Raw genomic sequence first — 15998 nt, forward strand, 5'->3', positions numbered from 1 at the left:
ATCCCCCGACGCGTACCAACGCGCACTCATACGGACCCATCCGTCACAGCCGGGAGTCACTGGTGAGCAGAGCGCACACCGCCCGAGCACGCATCGTCATCGTGGGAGCCGGATTCGCCGGCTACCAGGCCGCTCGCACGCTCTCCCGCCGGATGCGGGACCGCGCCGACGTCATCCTGCTCAACCCCACCGACTACTTCCTCTACCTGCCGCTGCTGCCGCAGACGGCGGCGGGAATCCTGGAGCCCCGCCGCATCACCGTGTCCCTGACCGGCACTCTCCCGCGTGTGCGCCTCGTCCTCGGCGAGGCGACCCGCATCGACCTCGACGCACGGCGGGTGCACTACACCGGCCCCGAGGGCGCCCACGGAGAGCTGGCGTACGAGCGTCTCGTGCTCGCCGTCGGCAGCGTCAACAAACTGCTGCCCGTCCCCGGCGTCGCCGCCCGCGCACACGGCTTCCGAGGTCTGCCGGAGGCCCTCTACCTGCGCGACCACCTGACCCGGCAGATGGAGCTCTCCCAGTCGGCGGAGCCGGAGGAGGCCGCGGCACGCCGCACCTTCGTCGTCGCGGGCGCGGGGTACACCGGAACCGAGGTGGCCGCCCAGGGCCGGCTGTTCACCGACGCGCTGGCCCGCACCCCGCGTGACCTGCCCGGCGGCATCCGGCGGCCCCCGCGCTGGCTGCTCCTGGACATCGCCCCGCGGGTGCTCCCGGGGCTCGACCGCAGACTCTCCGACACCGCGGACCGCGTTCTTCGGATGCGGGGTGTCGAGGTGCGCACCGGGACGTCGGTGCAGGAGGCCACACCGGCCGGGGTGCGGCTGGACGACGGCGAGTTTGTGCCGACCCGCACCCTGGTGTGGTGTGTGGGGGTGCGGCCGGACCCGCTGGTCTCCCAGCTGGGGCTGCCCGTCGAACAGGGCCGGCTGCTCGTCGACGCGCGGCTGAATGTGCCGGGTCACCCCGAGGTGTTCGCCTGCGGCGACGCGGCGGCCGTGCCCGACCTGACCAGGCCGGGGGAGTACACGCCGATGACGGCGCAGCACGCCGCCCGGCAGGGCAGGGCCGCGGCCGGGAACGTGGCCGCCTCCCTAGGGCGGGGCACGCCCCGCCCTTACCGCCATCACGACCTCGGCTTCCTCGTCGATCTGGGTGGGGCGCAGGCCGCCGCCAACCCGCTGGGGGTGCCGCTGTCCGGCGTGCTCGCCTCAGCCGTCACGCGCGGCTACCACCTGGCTGCCATGCCGGGCAATCGGGTGCGGGTCGCCGCCGACTGGGCGCTGGACGCTCTGCTGCCCAGGCAGGCCGTGCAGCTCGGCCTCGTACGGTCCTGGGCCGTCCCGCTGGACACCGCTTCCCCCGAGTCGGTGCACACCCCCGGCCCGCCCTGCTCACCCGAGTCCGCGTGAGGCCCCTGGCCCCCAGCCCCCGGACGAAGGCCATCGGACGCAGCTCAAGGAGTGACATGACCGCCACCGACCCGCGCGACCGCGGCGCCGCCGCCCACGCGCTCGATCTGACCGAGCTGGCCCAGCAGCTCCGGGTGGACGCCGTCCGCGTCGCCGACCTGGCCGGCTCGGGCCACCCCACGTCGTCGATGTCCGCGGCGGACCTCGTCGCGGTGCTGCTGGCGCACCATCTGCGCTATGACTTCAACCGCCCCGACCATCCGGGAAACGACCGGCTGATCTTCTCCAAGGGGCATGCCTCACCGCTGCTGTACGCCATGTACCGGGCGGTGGGCGCGGTCGGCGAGGAGGAACTGCGCAGCTACCGCGAGCACGGCAGCAGGCTGGAGGGCCACCCCACGCCCCGGTTGCCGTGGGTGGACGTGGCCACCGGGTCGCTCGGCCAGGGGCTGCCGGTGGCCGTCGGCATGGCGCTCGCCGCCCAGCGCCTGGAGAAGGTCCCCTACCGGGTGTGGGTGCTGTCCGGCGACAGCGAGATGACGGAGGGGTCCGTCTGGGAGGCCGTCGAGTACGCGGGCGCGGAGCATCTGGACGCGCTCACCCTGATCGTCGACGTGAACCGGCTGGGCCAGCGCGGCCCCACCCGCCACCAGCACGACCTGGACGCCTACGCCCGGCGGCTGAGGGCCTTCGGCTGGCACACCGTCGAAGTCGACGGCCACGACGTGACGGCGGTGGACCACGCCTTCGAAGAGGCCCGCGCCACCGGGGGGCGGCCGACCGCGATTCTGGCCGCCACCCGGAAGGGCCGCGGGGTGGCGGCCGTGGAGGACCGCGAGGGCATGCACGGCAAGCCCCTCGAGGACGCCGGCTCCGCCATCGCCGAGCTGGGCGGACGCCGTTCGCTGCGGGTCGAGACCGCCGCGCCCCCGGCCGTGCCCGCCACGGCGCCCACCGCCGCCCGGGAGCCGGAGCTGCCCCGTTTCGAGGTCGGGGACGAGGTCGCCACCCGTGACGCGTACGGCAAGGCGCTCGCCGCCCTCGGCGCCGTACGGCATGACATGGTGGTCCTGGACGGCGAGGTCAGCGACTCCACACGCACCCAGTTCTTCGCCGAGGAGCACCCCGACCGCTTCTTCGAGTGCTATATCGCCGAGCAGCAGCTGGCGGCGGCCGCCGTCGGGCTGCAGGCGCGCGGATTCCTGCCGTACGCCTCCTCGTTCGCGGCCTTCCTCACGCGGGCCCACGACTTCATCCGGATGGCGGCCGTCGGACGGGCCTCGCTCTGTCTGGTGGGCTCTCACGCGGGCGTGGCGATAGGCAAGGACGGGCCCTCCCAGATGGGGCTCGAAGACCTCGCGATGTTCCGGTCCGTGCACGGCAGCACGGTGCTTCAGCCGTGTGACGCCAACCAGACCGCCAGGCTCGTCGCGGCGATGGCGGACCTCGACGGCATCCGCTATCTGCGCACGATGCGCGGCGGGACCCCGGTGCTCTACGGCCCCGACGAGCAGTTCCCCATCGGGGGCAGCAAGGTGCTGCGGCACTCCCGGGCGGACCGGGTGACGCTCGTCGGGGCGGGCGTCACGGTTCACGAGTGCCTCAAGGCCGCCGACCGGCTGGGCGAGGCCGGGATCGCCGTGCGGGTCATCGACCTCTACTCGGTCAAGCCGGCCGACGCGGCCGCCCTGCACGCCGCCGCGTCCGACACGGGCTGCCTGGTGACCGTGGAGGACCACCGGCCCGAAGGCGGCGTCGGCGACGCCGTCGCCGAGGTCTTCTCCGACGGGAGGCCCATGCCGCGGCTGGTGCGGCTCGGCGTACGGCACATGCCCGCCTCGGCCACGCCGGAGGAGCAGCTCAGGGAGGCCGGCATCGACGCGGACGCCGTCGCCGCCGCGGTCGAACTGCTCGTGGAGACGGCCGTGGTGCGCTGAGCACTGCCCCCTTCGTGCGGCCGCGCCGCCGTGTTGCGGGTGCGCCGGCGTCACGCGAGGGTCGCCGTATCGGCACCGAGGAGGCTTGAGGCCATGCCCATCGCAACCGTGAACCCCGCCACCGGGGAAACCCTCAAGACGTTCCGGGAGCATGGACCGGAGGAGATCGAAAGCCGGGTGGCGGCCGCCGCCGCGGCGTTCGAGGGCTACCGCGCCACTCCGATGGAGCAGCGCGCGAGGCTCCTCACCCAGGCGGCCGGTCTGCTGGACGCCGACAGGGAGGGCGTCGCCCGGCTGATGACCGCCGAGATGGGCAAGCCCGTGACGGCTGCCCGCGCCGAGGCGGCCAAGTGCGCGAAGGCGATGCGCTGGTACGCGGGCAGGGCGGCGGATCTGCTGGCCGACGAGTATCCGCACGAGAGCGACGTCAAGGACTCCGGGGCCTCCGGGGCCGTGGTGCGCTACCGGCCGTTGGGCGTGATCCTCGCCGTCATGCCGTGGAACTTCCCGCTGTGGCAGGTCGTGCGGTTCGCCGCGCCGGCCCTCATGGCGGGCAACACCGGACTCCTCAAGCATGCCTCCAACGTGCCGCAGACCGCTCTGTATCTGGAGGAGCTGTTCCGGCGCGCGGGCTTTCCCGAAGGCTGTTTCCAGACGCTGCTGGTGGGCTCCGGCGCCGTGGAGGGCGTCCTGCGCGACGACCGGGTGGCCGCCGCCACCCTCACCGGCAGCGAGCCGGCCGGCCGCTCCGTCGCCGCGATCGCCGGCGACGAGGTGAAGAAGACGGTACTGGAGCTGGGTGGTTCGGACCCCTTCGTGGTGCTGCCGTCCGCGGACCTCGACAAGGCGGCGAGCACGGCGGTGACCGCCCGGGTGCAGAACAACGGTCAGTCCTGCATCGCCGCCAAACGGTTCATCGTGCACACCGACGTGTACGACGCGTTCGCGGAGCGGTTCACCGCCGGGATGCGTGCACTGGAGGTCGGCGACCCCCTCGACGACGCCACCGACGTCGGCCCGCTGGCCACCGAGAAGGGCCGCGCCGATCTGGAGGAGCTGGTGGACGACGCGCTGCGCGGCGGGGCTGCTGCCCTGTGCGGCGCATCGCGGCCCGCGGGCCGCGATGCCGGCTGGTACTACGAGCCGACCGTGCTGTCCGGCATCACCCCGGAGATGCGGATCCACCGCGAGGAGGCCTTCGGCCCGGTGGCCGCCCTCTACCGGGCCGCAGACCTCGACGAGGCGCTCGCCGTCGCCAACGACAGCCCCTTCGGGCTGAGCTCCAACGTCTGGACGCGGGACGAGGACGAGATCCGTCGCTGTGCCCGGGACCTGGAGGCGGGCGGCGTCTTCTTCAACGGCATGACGGCCTCGCACCCGGCGTTCCCCTTCGGCGGGGTGAAGCGCTCGGGGTACGGGCGTGAGCTGTCGGGTCACGGCATTCGCGAGTTCTGCAACATCACCACGGTCTGGTACGCGGCGGCCGGGGACTGATGGTTGAGGGCTGACGGCCGGGGGTGCGCGGCGGGGCGGCCGACCGCTCAGCCGGCCGCCCGGGCCTCGCGCCCCGTCTGCCCGTCCGCGGCGGCGTCGGAGTGCCCGCCGTTCGGCGAGGCGGCGCCCTCCGGGCACGGCGGCTGCGAGGGGCCGTCCTCCAGCAGCCCGGCCCGCAGGGTCGACAGGGTGCGCGCCAGCAGCCGCGACACATGCATCTGCGACAGTCCCAGCCGCGCACCGATCTCCGACTGCGTCAGCTCCTCGCCGAAGCGCATCGACAGGATGGCGCGGTCCCGCGGGGCCAGCCCGGCCACCAGCGGGCGCAGCGACTCCAGGCACTCGATGACGTCAAAGGCGTGGTCCTCCTCACCCAGCCGGCGCTCCAGCGAACCGGGGCAGGAGTCCTCGCTGCCGTCGGGCGCGTCCAGCGAGCGGACGACATACCCGTTGGCCGCCTGCTGGCCCTCCGCGACCGCCTCTTCGCTGATGCCCAGGTGGGCAGCCAACTCCGCGGTCGTCGGCGGCCGTTCCAGACGCTGCTCCAGGGTGTCGTACGCCCTCGCGGTGTCGATGCGCAGCTCCTGCAGCCGTCGCGGTACGCGCACGGTCCAGCTCGCGTCGCGGAAGAACCGCTTGATCTCCCCGACGATGGTGGGCAGCGCGAACGAGGAGAAGGCGACCTCCCGGTCCACGTCGAACCGGTCGATGGCCTTGATCAGCCCAATGGTCCCCACCTGGATGATGTCCTCCAGCGGCTCGCTTCGGTGCCGGAACCGGGAAGCCGCATACCGCACCAGGGTGAGGTTCAGCTCGACGAGCGTGCCGCGCACATACGCATGCTCGGCCGTGCCGGGTTCCAGCGTGCGCAGCCGCTGGAACAGGCATGTGGACAGCGCCCGCGCGTCATCGGCGCTGGACGGGCGTACCGGGTCGGGACTCTCGGGTGGAGCTGCGAGCGCGCGGGTGGCCATGGGGCGCCTCCGGGGGTGAAGGCAGATCAGGCCGGCGCTGCTGGCTGCAGCGGGACCGTCGCCAGAGCTTTCCCACCAGATTATTCCTTTTTGCCCGCCCGCATCGGCCGGGTAAAGAGCGACCGTCGGTCGTGTCGCTTACCAGAGCTGCTCTCCTCGTGTGTCTCCCGGCATGTCTCCGGGCTCCTCCTGTGGGGTCGCGCGGAGCACCGCCTCGCTTCGCTCCCGCAGTTGCTCCGCGCGGTAGCGCAGCCGCTCGGCCTCCTGGGGGTCGATGGACTGGCGCGCCCGCTGGAACAGGCGCTCCGCCTTGTCGCGCTCACGCTCCGCCTGGACGCGGACTTCTCGGGGATCGCTCATGACGCCCTCCTGCGTGCCGCCCTTCTGCGTGCCGCCGGGCTGCGGCACTGAGCGGATGCCCACGACGCAAACTCGACAAACACCCACTGACCTCCTCGAATGCGTAATATCCAAACAACTGGAGGGTATTGCGCAACGTGCCGAATTGCGGACAGAGGGTGACCGGCGCAAGGTGGAGGAGCCAGCCCCCCCCCGTGAAAGGACCACACTGATGAGCAAGGCCCGAGCAAAGGCCAAACGGACCGGGCGCGCCGTGAAGGAGCCGTCCCGCGGCGGGCCGATGGACGGCATGGGCGACGAGATGCACGACCAGACGCGCGCGGGGGCCCAGGACACCTCGGAACGGATGTCGGGCGAGTCCCGGCGCAAGGCCGGTGACAAGGCTCGCGGTCAGACGGGCAAGAGGCCGTCAGCACGGTAGCCCGGCGTAGAGCGGGCCGCGCACCTCACGGGCGCGGCCCGTTCGCCGGTGCCTGGGGGAGGGGGAGCAGCCATTGGGGTCACACGTCGGGAGGCGGCCGTGCTTCTGCCGGACAAGGCGCTGCTCAGCGCCCTGCTCCACCGGTACCGGGCGTGGGAGTGCCTGGCGGACGCCGAGCCGCGGGACCCGCACACGCGCCGCCGGCGGGACGATCTCGCCTACACGCTGTGCGTGCTGATGGGCTGCCGGACGCCCCAGGAGGCGGTCGCCGAGGCGGAGGCCTATCTGGGGGCGGCCCGCCCGCCCTCGTCGAGGTCGTTCTGAGCGGCCCCGGACGCGGCCCCGGGCGCGGCCCCGGACGCAGTCTCGGGCGTCGCTCCCGATGCGTCCCCGGACGTGGCCCCGGAGGCGGCGGGCGGCTTCTCCTCCCGTTCGGGCGGCAGGGCTTCCTCCGCCGGGTATGCCTCGTTGCCCGGCCCCCTCAGCTCGTAAGGGAACAGCCGGCGGTCGGACGGGAAGTCGGTGTGCTCGTGCGGCCCGGACTCCTCGATATGCGTCTGCTGAGGAGGGGGGTGGGGCTGCTGCTCGGGGGTCGGCGAGTCGGACTCCGTCTCCCTGCGTCTGCGATCCCACCACGTGGCGCCGGCCAGCAGAACGATCAGGACCAGCCCCACGGCGAACGGAGCGATCCCGGACAGGAAGCCCTCGGCCGCCTGCTCGACGGCCGCGAGGTCCTCCACGCTGCTCGGTGTGCTCATCGTGCTCATGCCCACCGGGTACCCAACCGCGCCCTCGCCATGTTTTCGCCGAGGATGGGTACCCGGCCGGCCGGCAGCCCCCGAGGAGTCTGAGGAGAGGACCGCTGTGATGCCGCAGGCGAGCACGCCGGGCCCGCTGAGCAGGGGTCGGCACGAGACGCCGGAGGAGCGTGCCGACCGCCTGTGGCTCGAACTCCTGCAGGAGTTGCGCGTCGTCCAGACCGGTGTGCAGATCCTCTTCGGCTTTCTGCTCACCGTCGTGTTCAATCCGCGCTTCGCGGAGCTGAGCCAGGCCGACCGCACGATCTACGTCGTCACCGTGATGCTCGGGGCGGCGACCACCGGCATCCTCGTCGGCCCCGTCGCCTTCCACCGGCTGCTCACGGGCCGCAGGCTGAAGCCGCAGACCGTCGAATGGGCCTCGCGGCTGGCCCTGGCCGGGCTGGTGATGCTCCTGTGCACGATGGCGTCGGCCCTGCTGCTGATCCTGCGGGTGGTGCTGGCCGACTCCCTCGCCGTATGGCTGGTCATGGCCATGGTGGCGTGGTTCGCCCTGTGCTGGTTCGCCCTCCCGGGGCTCGCCCTGCGGCGCGGCACCAGGGAGGCCCGTCCGGGCGAACGCGAGGAGAGGTGATCCGGCGACGCCCATGGACGCGGCAGCCGGCTCGACGCGGCAGCCGCTTCGACGCGGCAGCTGCTTGGACGCGGCTGCCTCGGGCCGCGGCGACGGACGTCCGTACGGGCGATTCCGCCCGCCCCGGGCACGGCGCCCCGGTGCGGCTGCTTGCGCCCACCCCAACACGGGGGTTGCTCTGGACATGTCGATCTAGCCACGAGGAGTGCCGAACGATGCAACGCAGCGTCTCCCTCGCCGCAGCCGTTCTCTTCGCCGTCACCGCGACCGCGGCCGGGTCGGCCGCCGGGCACGCGGCCGACGACCCCCCGGCCGGCCACCGGCCCGGAGTGTGGCTGACCGTGTCCGACCCGGAGCGCACCTGGCTGCGCGGGGTGCTGCTGACCTGCCACCCCGAGCCGGGCGGCCCGCACCCGGACCCGGCCGGCGCCTGCGAGGCGGTCAGCGGGGCCAAAGGCGACTTCGCCCGGCTGCCCGGCGACCCGCACCTCTGCACCAAGGAGTACGACCCGGTGATCGCCCGGGCCGTCGGCATCTGGAACGGGAAGCCCGTGGCCTGGCAGAAGATCTACCCGAACCCCTGTGAACTGGAGGCCGCGACCGGAACGGTGTTCCGGTTCTGACGCTCAGGTGCCGGAGCGCGACGCGATCACCCCGACCGTGACCATCAGCAGCACGATCCAGCCGAACCAGAGCCAGCCGCTGCTCCCGAGCGCCGCCGAATAGGCCGTCACGACCACCAGCGACCCGACGGTCAGCGCTCCCATCGTCTTCGTGGATCCGGACATGTGCGCCCTCCTCCGACGGCCGCGGCCGTTCCCAGCCATGGTCGCTCGGAAGGAGGGGGGTGCGCCACCCACTCCGCGTTACTGGCTGCGGGCCTGCAGCGACGCCAGATACGCGTTGTACGCCTCGAGCTCCTTGTCGCCGTCCCGGTCCGCCGCCCGGTCCTTGCGCACGGCCGCCCGCTGCTCCGAGTGGTACCACTGGTAGATCAGCGCGATCAGCACCAGCACCGAGGGAATCTCGCTGAACGCCCACGCGATGCCACCCGCCGCGTTCTGGTCCGACAGGGCGTCGATCCCCAGCGAGGCCGGAGGATTCGCATACGTCCCGATCATCGGCTCGCTCGCCATCATCAGCGCGATGCCGAAGAAGGCGTGGAAGGGCATGCCCGCGAACAGCTCCAGCATCCGCATCACATAGCCGGGCCGGTGCGGACCCGGGTCCACGCCCATGATCGGCCAGAAGAACATCAGGCCCACCGCCAGGAAGTGCACCATCATCGCGATATGCCCGGTCCTGGACTCCATCAGGAAGTCGAAGAGGGGGGTGAAGTACAGCGCGTACAGGCTCGCGATGAACATCGGAATCGTGAACGCCGGGTGGGTGATCACCCGCAGATACCGGCTGTGCAGCAGTGCGAGCAGCAGTTCGCGCGGCCCCTTGCGGCCCCTCCCGGCGACCGGCAGGGCGCGCAGCGCCAGGGTGACCGGAGCGCCGAGCAGCAGCAGGATCGGCGACAGCATGCTGATGATCATGTGCTGCACCATGTGCACGCTAAACATGACCATGCCGTACTCGTTGAGCCTGGTGCACATCACCACTGCGATGCTCAGCACGCCGACGGCGAAGAACACGGTCCTGCTGACCGGCCACGCGTCACCGCGCCGGCGCAGCCGCACCACACCCCAGCCGTACAGACCGAGAGCGAGCAGGCAGCCGATCAGAAAGAAGGAGTCCGGTGCGAACTGAAGCCCTCGTCCCAGCGTGAACGGCGGCAGATCCATCATCATGCCGTGCCCGCTGTGATCCATCTCTGCACTCCCGCCGGGACGTCTTCCATGGAGCGCGGCCCATCCGCACCCAATTGTCCGGACCAGAGTAGAACCGCCCCCGGTCGCGGCGGCGACCGGGGGCGGTTCGTTCAGCTGTGTACGAATTAATGCGCGCGCACTTGTTTCAGAGCACGCACTCGGCCTCCGCATACCGCTCGTCCGGGACGGTCTTCAGGGTCTCCACGGCCCTGGCGAGCGGCGCCATCACGATGTCGGTGCCGCGCAGCGCCGTCATCATGCCGAACTCTCCCCGGTGCGCGGCCTCCACCGCGTGCCAGCCGAAGCGGGTGGCGAGCACCCTGTCGTACGCGGTGGGGGTGCCGCCGCGCTGCACATGACCGAGGATCACCGGACGGGCCTCCTTGCCGAGCCGCTGCTCCAGTTCCACGGAGAGCTGACGGGCCACGCCCGCGAACCGCTCGTGCCCGTAGATGTCCTTGCCGCCCTCGTCCCAGCGCATCGTGCCCTCGCGGGGCTTCGCGCCCTCCGCGACCACGACGATCGCGAACTTCTTGCCCGCGGAGAACCGCTCGCCGACCCGGGCGGTCAGCTCGTCGATGTCGAACGGCCGCTCCGGGACCACGATGGCGTGCGCACCGGCCGCCATGCCGGAGTGCAGCGCGATCCAGCCGGTGTGCCGCCCCATGACCTCGACGATCAGCACCCGCTGATGGGACTCGGCGGTGGTCTTCAGCCGGTCCAGCGCCTCGGTCGCCACGCCGACCGCCGTGTCGAAGCCGAAGGTCACGTCCGTGACGGCGATGTCGTTGTCGATGGTCTTGGGCACGCCGACGATGGGAAGCCCGGCCTCGGAGAGCAGATGGGCGGCCTTCAGGGTGCCCTCGCCGCCGATCGGGATGATCGCGTCCAGGCCCAGCTCCGCCACATGCCCCCTGGCCCGCTCAACGCCGTCGCGCAGATGCGCGGGCTGCACCCGGGACGAGCCGAGAATCGTGCCGCCGCGGGCCAGGATGCCGCCCACCGCGTCCAGGTCGAGCTTGCGGTAGTCGCACTCCAGCAGGCCCTTCCAGCCGTCGTGGAAGCCGATCACCTCATCGTCGTGATCGGCGACGGCGCGGTGCACGACGGAACGGATGACGGCGTTCAGACCGGGGCAGTCGCCGCCGGAGGTGAGCACACCAATGCGCATAGCCCGAAAACCTTTGCAACGTGGGCCGACACCCGGACCACGTCGTCCGGTTGGATCCCCGCCACCCTACCGGCGGACGGTGACGGGGACGAACCGGGCGTCCGACTGCTGGACGTCGCTCAGGTGAGCAGGTCAGCCGTCATGCGGGCTGTGTCGCCGCCGCGATGCGCTCGGCGCGCAGCGCCTCGTACCACCGGTCGTCCGTCGGCGGCAGCGCGTTGACGTCCAGCGCCAGCTTGAGCAGCAGATCCGCGATCTGCGGATTGCGGGCCAGCACCGGGCCGTGCATGTAGGTGCCGAAGACGGTGTCGTTGTACGCGCCCTCCGTGCCGTCGCCCGTGCCGTTGCCCCGGCCCAGCTTCACCTGGGCGAAGGGGCGGGCGGCAGGGCCGACGTGGGTGACGCCCTGGTGGTTCTCGAAACCGGTCAGCTGCGGCAGGCCGAGCCGCGGGTCGATGTCGGCCAGCACGTCTCCGACGCAGCGCGCGCCCTCGCCACGCGTGGAGACCACGTCCAGCAGGCCGAGGCCCTGCTCCCGCTCGCCGAGGTCGTTGATGAACTCATGGCCCAGGATCTGGTAGCCGGCGCAGACCGAGAAGATGATCGCGCCGTTGGAGGCGGCCCGGCTCAGCCCGCCGTCCCGGCGGAGCCGCTCGGCGGCCAGCCGCTGCGGACGGTCCTCGCCGCCGCCGATGAGGTAGATGTCGCCGGAGGTGGGCACCGGCTGGTCGCTGCGCACGTCCAGGCGCGCCACGTCCAGACCGCGCTGGCGCGCGCGGCGCTCCACGACCAGGGCGTTGCCCTGGTCGCCGTAGGTGCTGAGCAGGTCCGGGTAGACCCAGACCAGACGCAGGCTGTTGTCGCTCATGGGTGAAGTCCTCCTCGCCGTCGTGGCGTCAGTTGCCGACCCGGCGGCGCAGATCCTGGAAGGCCGTGTAGTTGGCGATCACCTCGATGCGTCCGGGCGGCGCGAGCTGCACCGCCTCGTCGGCGCTCTCGCAGACCCGGAAGTCCAGCCCCGCGACCTCCAGCCGGACCGCGAGGTCCAGCTTGCGGTCGCCGATGACGAAGATCGGGTGGCCGGCGAGTCGGGTGTAGTCCACGTCCCAGAGCCAGGAGGTGTCCGTGCCGTCGGCGCCGCGGGCGTTGACGGACAGGACCACCGGGGCCGGGGGCTGGTCGATCAGGGAGAAGGTCTCCAGCCAGCCCGCGGGGTTCTTGGCGAGGAGGAGACGCAGATCACGGTCGAGGAAGGACACCACGTCATAGCGGCCCGCGACGGCCTGGACCTGGTACATGCGCTCCAGTGCGACCTGCGGCGGCACTCCGAAGCACGCGGCGACCGCTGCGGAGGTCGCGGCGTTGGCCTTGTTGGCACGGCCCGGCAGCTGGAGGTGGATGGGCCAGGCGCTGCCGTGCGGGTCCAGTACGTGGTCCCCGCTGAGCACCCAGCTCGGGGCGGGGCGGCGGAAGCCGCACTCGCCGCAGAACCAGTCGTCGCCCGGGCGCTGCATCACACCGCCGCAGGAGGGACAGGACCAGGCGTCGTCCTTCCACTCCTGGCCGGCGGCGACCCACACCACGTTCGGGGAGGAGGACGCGGCCCACACGATCAGCGGGTCGTCGGCGTTGGCGATCACCATGGCCTTGGTGCCTGACAGGCCCTCGCGCCACCTCTCGGCCAGCATGCGGGTCTCGGCGGCGCGGTCGAGCTGGTCGCGGGAGAGATTGAGCAGCGCGATGGCCTTCGGGGTCACATCGCGTGCGACGCCCGCGAGGTACTTCTCGTCGACCTCGATCACGCCGTACTTGGCTTCCGAGCCGCCGGCCAGCGCGGAGGTGATGCCCGCGGGCATGTTCGCGCCCAGCGCGTTGGAGACGACCTCGCCGCTGGCGCGCAGCGCCTCGGCGATCAGCCGGGTCGTGGTGGTCTTGCCGTTGGTCGCCGACACGAGGACGACGTCCAGGTGCTGCGCGAGACGACCCAGCAGATCGGGGTCGAGCTTGAGCGCGACCCGGCCGCCGATCACCGATCCGCTGCCGCGCCCCGCGGCGCGCGACACCGCTGCCGCGGCCCGGCCGGCCGTCACGGCCAGCTTCGCCCGCGGCGTCAGGGGCTCCGAGTTGCCTGACATCGTCCTTGATCCTCCTTGCGTCGGTCCGCGCTCAGCCTATCGAGGTCCGCTCCAGCGCCCGAATCGCGGCTTCGTCGGAAAGTGTGGAGGTCGTACGCTGGCCGCCATGCGAAACCGGCCGATCCCCGGCAGTTCGGGACTCGTCAGAGCCATGAGCCTGTACGGGGCCCCCGCGCTGCACACCCCCTGTGCACCCGTCGATGACTTCGGCCCCGAGCTGTCCCGGCTGGTCGAGGACATGTTCGCGACGATGTACGCGGCGCACGGGGTGGGCCTCGCGGCGAACCAGGTCGGCGTGGGGCTGCGGGTGTTCGTCTACGACTGCCCCGACGACGAGGACGTCCGCCACATCGGGCATATCGTCAACCCCCGCCTCGTGGAGGCGGACGGGGTCCGCGTCCGGGGCCCCGAGGGCTGTCTGTCCCTGCCGGGACTGGAGGCTGCCACTGAGCGTTTCGACCACGCGGTGGTCGAGGGGGTCACGGCGCAGGGTGCGCCGGTACGGGTGGCGGGTACGGGCTTCTTCGCGCGCTGCCTCCAGCACGAGTGCGACCACTTGGGCGGTCTGGTCTACCCCGACCGGCTCACGGGCTGGCGCCGCACCCGCGCCCTGCGCGCCGCCCGCAGGGCGTTTCCCCCGCCCCGGCCCGTCCTGTAGCCACGGCTCTCCGGGCCGGCCGGAAACGGGCGCAGAACGGGCAGCCTTGGTGGCCATCCGGGGGACTTCGCCACACGGCGGCGCAGGTATAAAGCTCGGGGCCGCAAGGAACCGGACGCGTTCCTCCCCGCAGCTGAGTTTGAGGTGCGTTCCATGAGAATCGGGTCTCCCGCAGCGCGGCTGCGCACCAGGACCGCCGCTGTCGCCGTGTGTGTCGCCGCGCTTGTCTCCGGCTGTTCCGAGAAAGCCGAGAGAGGAGAAGCCGGCGGCGCCCGTGACGCGGTCAACGTCCTCATGGTGAACAACCCGCAGATGCTCGACCTTCAAGAGATGACAAAGCGGCACTTCACCCCGCGGACCGGCATCGAGGTCCGTTTCACCGCGCTTCCGGAGAACGATGTACGGGAGAGGGTCAGAAAGGAGTTCGCCGACCAGTCGGGCTTCTACGACGTGGCGTCCATCAGCAACTTCGAAGCGCCCATCTACGGCGAGAAGGGCTGGCTGGCGCCGCTGGACGACGTCATCGCCGCCGATCCCTCCTTCGGCCAGTCCGACATCTTTGTGCCGGTACAGCAGGAACTGACCGGGGACGACGGGAAGCTGTACGCGGAGCCGTTCTACGGCGAGTCGTCCTTTGTGATGTACCGCAAGGACGTGTTCGAATCCGCCGGGCTGACGATGCAGAACCCCCCGACGTGGGAGGAGATCGCGCGGCTCGCGGCGCAGGTGGACGGCGCCAGGCCCGGAATGCGGGGCATCTGCCTGCGCGGGTTGCCTGGCTGGGGCGAACTCTTCGCACCGCTGACCACCGTCGTCAACACATATGGGGGCACATGGTTCACCAAGGACTGGAAGGCGCAGGTGAACGGCCCGGGATTCTCCAAAGCGGTGTCGATGTACGTGGACTTGATACGCAAGCACGGTGAGCCCGGAGCGGCCCGGAAGGGGTTCACCGAATGCCTTGAGAGTTTCCGGCAAGGCAGAACGGCCATCTGGTACGACGCCACCTCCGCGGCCGGGCTGCTGGAAGCCGATGACTCGCCGGTGGCCGGGAAGGTGGGCTACGCCATGGCGCCGGTGCATCTGACGACGTCGTCGGGCTGGCTGTACTCCTGGGCATGGTGCATCCAGCGGGCGAGCGAACACCGGAGCGCGGCGGCCAAGTTCATCGCGTGGGCCTCGAGCAGGGAGTACGAGGAGCTTGTCGGGGCCGAACTGGGCTGGGCGAGGGTGCCGGCCGGCAAGCGCGGCTCGACGTATGACAACCCCGAGTACCGTCAGGCGGCAGCCGCCTTCTACGAGGCTGCCGAGGCGGCCATCGTCAGTGCGGACCCCCGCGATCCCGGCGTTCAGCTCAGGCCTGCCGCGGGCATCCAGTTTGTGAGCATCCCGGAGTTCCCCGATCTGGCGGACAAGGTCTCCCAAGGGATCTCCGAGGCCATCGCGGGGCGCACGTCGGTGGCCGCCGCCCTGGACGAGGGTCAGCAGCTCGCAGAGAAAGTCGCCGCCAAGCACCGGAAGCGGTGACCGGTTCCGCGCGGCTTCAGAACACCGCCCCGCCCTCACGGTCTCCCGCCTCCGCCAGCCGCCCCCACAGCAAATCGGCCAGGCTCCGTACCAGCTCGTCCCGCGGACAAGGGCGTTCGCCCAGCCACCAGTCGCCCGCCGCGTGCATCATTCCGACGATGCCGTGTCCCCATGCGCGGGCGAGCCGCTGGCTCTCCGGGCCGAGGTCCACCCGGTCCTCGATCACCTTGGCGAGCTCCTCGCCGAGGCGGCGCAGCAGGGGGGCGGAGTGGCGGCCCACGTCAAAGCTCTGCTCGGCCTGCTCCGAGACGGGCGGTTCCTCCGCGGGGTGCATCAGGAAGCGGTAGACCTGGGGCCGCGCCTCGATCGCCGCGAGATAGGTGTCGAGCGTGGCCTCGACCCGCTGCCTGCGTTCCGCGGGGGCGTCCAGCGCCGCCCGCAGCGCGTCGAGCAGCGCGTCGGTGTGGCGCTTGGCCAGTGCCCTGTACAGCCCTCCCTTGTCGCCGAAGTGCCGGTAGAGGATGGGTTTGGTGATGCCCGCCTCCGCGGCGATCGCGTTCATCGAGGCCTTGGGCCCGTCCCGGAGCACGACCCTGTCCGCCGCCTCCAGCAGCTCCCGCCGCCGCCGGTCCGCCGCGGACCGTTGCTGGGGCTGGACCTGTGCCGCCGTCTGCCGTGTGGTCTCCATGAGCCGTGTCTC

Annotated in this window: 18 protein-coding genes; 9 read left to right on the forward strand and 9 right to left on the reverse strand. The window is 71.7% G+C overall.

The annotated features are described in order from the left end of the window. Nucleotides 1-62 precede the first annotated feature (62 nt). The 3 genes from QCN29_RS18410 (at nucleotide 63) to QCN29_RS18420 (ending at nucleotide 4843) form a co-directional block, all read left to right on the forward strand. Complete coding sequence (locus QCN29_RS18410) at nucleotides 63-1412, forward strand: NAD(P)/FAD-dependent oxidoreductase (protein ID WP_279929345.1); 1350 nt, start codon at nucleotides 63-65, stop codon at nucleotides 1410-1412. 56 nt (nucleotides 1413-1468) lie between these two features. Next, nucleotides 1469-3349, forward strand: a complete 1881-nt coding sequence (locus QCN29_RS18415; RefSeq protein ID WP_279929346.1) for a transketolase — start codon at nucleotides 1469-1471, stop codon at nucleotides 3347-3349. A gap of 93 nt (nucleotides 3350-3442) precedes the next feature. Beyond that, the gene (locus QCN29_RS18420; RefSeq protein WP_279929348.1) at nucleotides 3443-4843 is read left to right on the forward strand and encodes an NADP-dependent succinic semialdehyde dehydrogenase; all 1401 of its coding nucleotides are present in this window, start codon (nucleotides 3443-3445) and stop codon (nucleotides 4841-4843) included. A gap of 47 nt (nucleotides 4844-4890) precedes the next feature. Here QCN29_RS18420 and QCN29_RS18425 read toward each other — a convergent pair whose 3' ends face one another. Together QCN29_RS18425 and QCN29_RS18430 are read right to left on the reverse strand one after the other, a co-directional pair. Further along, the gene (locus tag QCN29_RS18425; protein ID WP_279929349.1) at nucleotides 4891-5817 is read right to left on the reverse strand and encodes a SigB/SigF/SigG family RNA polymerase sigma factor; all 927 of its coding nucleotides are present in this window, start codon (nucleotides 5815-5817) and stop codon (nucleotides 4891-4893) included. Nucleotides 5818-5955: 138 nt separating this feature from the next. Next, nucleotides 5956-6177: a DUF6381 family protein gene (locus QCN29_RS18430; RefSeq protein ID WP_240136345.1), complete on the reverse strand. Its 222-nt coding sequence runs from the start codon at nucleotides 6175-6177 to the stop codon at nucleotides 5956-5958. A 211-nt stretch (nucleotides 6178-6388) separates the two neighbouring features. Here QCN29_RS18430 and QCN29_RS18435 point away from each other — a divergent pair, with 211 nt between their 5' ends. Together QCN29_RS18435 and QCN29_RS18440 are read left to right on the forward strand one after the other, a co-directional pair. After that, complete coding sequence (locus QCN29_RS18435) at nucleotides 6389-6598, forward strand: hypothetical protein (RefSeq protein WP_279929353.1); 210 nt, start codon at nucleotides 6389-6391, stop codon at nucleotides 6596-6598. A gap of 99 nt (nucleotides 6599-6697) precedes the next feature. Beyond that, nucleotides 6698-6922, forward strand: a complete 225-nt coding sequence (locus QCN29_RS18440; protein ID WP_240136347.1) for a DUF5133 domain-containing protein — start codon at nucleotides 6698-6700, stop codon at nucleotides 6920-6922. Here QCN29_RS18440 and QCN29_RS18445 read toward each other — a convergent pair. Then, the gene (locus tag QCN29_RS18445) at nucleotides 6880-7365 is read right to left on the reverse strand and encodes a DUF6479 family protein (protein WP_279929354.1); all 486 of its coding nucleotides are present in this window, start codon (nucleotides 7363-7365) and stop codon (nucleotides 6880-6882) included. The two genes, QCN29_RS18440 and QCN29_RS18445, sit on opposite strands and share 43 nt — an antisense overlap. Before the next feature lie 100 nt (nucleotides 7366-7465). Here QCN29_RS18445 and QCN29_RS18450 point away from each other — a divergent pair, with 100 nt between their 5' ends. Together QCN29_RS18450 and QCN29_RS18455 are read left to right on the forward strand one after the other, a co-directional pair. Then, nucleotides 7466-7990, forward strand: coding sequence for a DUF6328 family protein (locus QCN29_RS18450; RefSeq protein WP_279929356.1), 525 nt, complete (start codon nucleotides 7466-7468; stop codon nucleotides 7988-7990). A gap of 215 nt (nucleotides 7991-8205) precedes the next feature. Beyond that, entirely contained in the window at nucleotides 8206-8613 is a 408-nt protein-coding gene (locus tag QCN29_RS18455) for a subtilase-type protease inhibitor (protein WP_279929357.1), read from the forward strand. Nucleotides 8614-8616: 3 nt separating this feature from the next. On the opposite strand, the gene QCN29_RS18460 is transcribed toward QCN29_RS18455, so the two are convergent. The 5 genes from QCN29_RS18460 to QCN29_RS18480 form a co-directional block, all read right to left on the reverse strand. After that, the gene (locus QCN29_RS18460) at nucleotides 8617-8778 is read right to left on the reverse strand and encodes a hypothetical protein (protein WP_240136351.1); all 162 of its coding nucleotides are present in this window, start codon (nucleotides 8776-8778) and stop codon (nucleotides 8617-8619) included. Between the two features lie 78 nt (nucleotides 8779-8856). Beyond that, nucleotides 8857-9807 carry a cytochrome c oxidase assembly protein gene (locus tag QCN29_RS18465; RefSeq protein ID WP_279929360.1) on the reverse strand — a complete coding sequence of 317 codons (951 nt, stop codon included), beginning with the start codon at nucleotides 9805-9807 and terminating at the stop codon, nucleotides 8857-8859. Between the two features lie 145 nt (nucleotides 9808-9952). Continuing rightward, nucleotides 9953-10978: a 6-phosphofructokinase gene (locus QCN29_RS18470; RefSeq protein ID WP_279929362.1), complete on the reverse strand. Its 1026-nt coding sequence runs from the start codon at nucleotides 10976-10978 to the stop codon at nucleotides 9953-9955. Nucleotides 10979-11117: 139 nt separating this feature from the next. Further along, nucleotides 11118-11846: a type 1 glutamine amidotransferase gene (locus tag QCN29_RS18475; protein ID WP_279929364.1), complete on the reverse strand. Its 729-nt coding sequence runs from the start codon at nucleotides 11844-11846 to the stop codon at nucleotides 11118-11120. 28 nt (nucleotides 11847-11874) lie between these two features. Next, entirely contained in the window at nucleotides 11875-13113 is a 1239-nt protein-coding gene (locus QCN29_RS18480) for a Mur ligase family protein (protein ID WP_240136355.1), read from the reverse strand. 106 nt (nucleotides 13114-13219) lie between these two features. Here QCN29_RS18480 and def point away from each other — a divergent pair, with 106 nt between their 5' ends. Beyond that, nucleotides 13220-13771 (forward strand): peptide deformylase, encoded by a 552-nt coding sequence (def, locus tag QCN29_RS18485; protein WP_279929365.1) that lies wholly within the window; start codon nucleotides 13220-13222, stop codon nucleotides 13769-13771. A 153-nt stretch (nucleotides 13772-13924) separates the two neighbouring features. Beyond that, the gene (locus QCN29_RS18490) at nucleotides 13925-15298 is read left to right on the forward strand and encodes an ABC transporter substrate-binding protein (protein ID WP_279929366.1); all 1374 of its coding nucleotides are present in this window, start codon (nucleotides 13925-13927) and stop codon (nucleotides 15296-15298) included. 16 nt (nucleotides 15299-15314) lie between these two features. Here QCN29_RS18490 and QCN29_RS18495 read toward each other — a convergent pair whose 3' ends face one another. Beyond that, entirely contained in the window at nucleotides 15315-15986 is a 672-nt protein-coding gene (locus QCN29_RS18495; protein ID WP_240136356.1) for a TetR family transcriptional regulator, read from the reverse strand. Nucleotides 15987-15998 lie beyond the last annotated feature (12 nt).

Origin of the sequence: Streptomyces chengmaiensis (genome assembly GCF_029846775.1) — a bacterium.
Lineage (GTDB): Bacteria > Actinomycetota > Actinomycetes > Streptomycetales > Streptomycetaceae > Streptomyces > Streptomyces chengmaiensis.